The sequence below is a fragment of the Mesorhizobium sp. M7D.F.Ca.US.004.03.1.1 genome (genome assembly GCF_003998635.1).
Lineage (GTDB): Bacteria > Pseudomonadota > Alphaproteobacteria > Rhizobiales > Rhizobiaceae > Mesorhizobium > Mesorhizobium loti.
On sequence record NZ_RZQG01000869.1, the window covers coordinates 1 to 2456 of the forward strand.

Sequence of the window (2456 nt, forward strand, 5' to 3'; positions counted from 1 at the left end):
GAACAAGGTCGACGTCATCTGGGGCGAGGCCAAGCTCTCGAAACCCGGCGAAATCGTCGTGTCAAAGACGGCCAAGAAGCCGATGGAGCCGCAGCCGCCGGTGCCGAAAGGCGTCAAGGGCGAGGGCACCTACACCGCCAAGCACATCATCCTGGCGACGGGAGCGCGGCCGCGCGCGCTGCCCGGCATCGAGCCGGATGGCAAGCTGATCTGGACCTATTTCGAGGCGATGGTGCCGCCGGAAATGCCGAAGTCGCTGCTGGTGATGGGTTCGGGCGCCATCGGCATCGAATTCGCATCCTTCTATCGCACCATGGGCGCCGACGTGACGGTGGTCGAGCTGTTGCCTGCGGTGATGCCGGTCGAGGACGCCGAAGTCTCGAAATTCGCGCAGAAGCAGTTCGAGAAGCAAGGCATGAAGATCATTCTCGAAGCCAAGGTGACCAAGGTCGAGAAGGGTGCCAACTCGGTCACCGCACATGTCGAGATGAAGGACGGCAAGGTCGAGAAGATCACCGCCGACCGCATGATCTCGGCCGTCGGCGTGCAGGGCAACATCGAGAATCTCGGGCTGGAAGCGCTCGGCGTGAAGACCGAACGCGGCTGCATCGTCATTGACGGCTACGGTAAGACCAATGTACCCGGCATTTACGCCATCGGCGACGTCGCCGGCCCGCCGATGCTCGCCCACAAGGCCGAGCATGAGGGCGTGGTGTGCATCGAAAAAATCGCCAATTTCCCCGGCGTGCACGCCACTGACAAGCTCAAGATCCCCGGCTGCACCTATTGCAATCCGCAGGTCGCGTCCGTTGGCCTGACGGAAGCGAAGGCCAAGGCAGAGGGCAAGGATATCCGCGTCGGGCGCTTCCAGTTCGCCGCCAATGGCAAGGCCATCGCGCTCGGTGAGGACCAGGGCTTCATCAAGACCATCTTCGACAAGAAGACCGGCCAGCTGCTCGGCGCCCACATGGTCGGCGCCGAAGTGACCGAACTGATCCAGGGTTTTGTCGTGGCGATGAACCTGGAGACGACCGAGGAAGAACTGATGCACACCATTTTCCCGCACCCGACGCTGTCGGAGATGATGAAGGAAAGCGTGCTCGACGCCTATGGCCGCGCGCTCAACGCGTGATAAATTGAAAGCGCTGGCACAGATGGAACCCGGCGGCAAGGTACTTAGTTTGCGGATGCATTTTCATCCATCACACAAGGAGAAGGCATATGCACCTGAATGGCGTCGGCTGGATTGCAGCCATCATCATCGGCGGCCTGGCAGGCTGGCTCGCCGAAATGGTCATGAAGAGCAACACCGGCATCTTCATGAACATTGTTTTGGGTATCGTCGGCGCGGTCGTGCTGAACGCCATCCTCCAGGCACTCAACATCGGTGTGTTCGGTATCGGCTGGACCGCCTATCTGATCACCGGCTTTATCGGAGCCTGCCTGCTGATCTGGGCGGGGCGTCTGGTGCGCCGTTAACATCACTGAAGAGCTGCTATGCGAAAAAGGCTGTTGCGGCATGCGCCGTCGCGGCCTTTTTCTTTGCGTTAAAAAGTCTTAGATGAACTTATGACAGCGAACGCCTGACTGGCGGTCGCGAATGAACCAGGTTTCCCGATGGTCACTGTCCTCGATACGATCGCCAACGCTCCGCGCTTGCGGCATCCGGAAAAGGCGCACAAGCCTGATCAGGATGTGCTGCGCAAGCCCGACTGGATTCGCGTCAAGGCGCCGATGTCGAAGGGCTATGCCGAAACGCGCGAAATCGTCAAATCGCACAAGCTGGTGACGGTCTGCGAAGAGGCCGGCTGCCCCAACATCGGCGAGTGCTGGGAAAAGAAGCACGCCACCTTCATGATCATGGGCGAGATCTGCACGCGCGCCTGCGCGTTTTGCAACGTCGCCACCGGCATTCCGACAGCTCTTGATGCCGATGAGCCGGCCCGCGTCGCGCACGCCGTCAAGCAGATGGGCCTGACCCATGTCGTCATCACCTCGGTCGACCGCGACGATCTCACCGATGGCGGTGCGCAGCATTTCGCCGAGGTCATCCGCGCCATCCGCGCGGCAACGCCGTTGACGACGATCGAAATCCTGACGCCAGACTTCCTGCGCAAGGACGGCGCGCTGGAGATCGTCGTGGCGGCCAAGCCCGACGTCTTCAACCACAATCTGGAAACCGTGCCGTCGAACTATCTGACGGTTCGGCCGGGCGCCCGCTATTTCCATTCGATCCGGCTGTTGCAGCGGGTCAAGGAACTCGACCCGTCGATCTTCACCAAGTCCGGCATCATGGTCGGCCTGGGCGAGGAGCGAAATGAAATCCTGCAGCTGATGGACGATCTGCGTTCGGCCAATGTCGACTTCATGACCATCGGCCAGTACCTGCAGCCGTCGAAGAAGCACCATCCGGTGATCCGTTTCGTCACCCCGGAGGAATTCAAGTCCTTCGAGAC

3 protein-coding genes are annotated in these 2456 nt (G+C 60.7%); all 3 read left to right on the top strand.

Annotated features, from left to right (window positions below; translation table 11 throughout):
• Window positions 1–1132: dihydrolipoyl dehydrogenase (gene lpdA, locus EN935_RS31125; RefSeq protein WP_127373973.1), on the top strand; the 1132-nt coding region annotated here is incomplete at its 5' end.
• 89 nt (window positions 1133–1221) lie between these two features.
• Complete coding sequence (locus tag EN935_RS31130; RefSeq protein ID WP_109671323.1) at window positions 1222–1479, top strand: GlsB/YeaQ/YmgE family stress response membrane protein; 258 nt, start codon at window positions 1222–1224, stop codon at window positions 1477–1479.
• A gap of 138 nt (window positions 1480–1617) precedes the next feature.
• Window positions 1618–2456, top strand: an 839-nt coding sequence (gene lipA, locus EN935_RS31135; protein ID WP_127373974.1) for a lipoyl synthase, incomplete at its 3' end; no start/stop codon positions are given.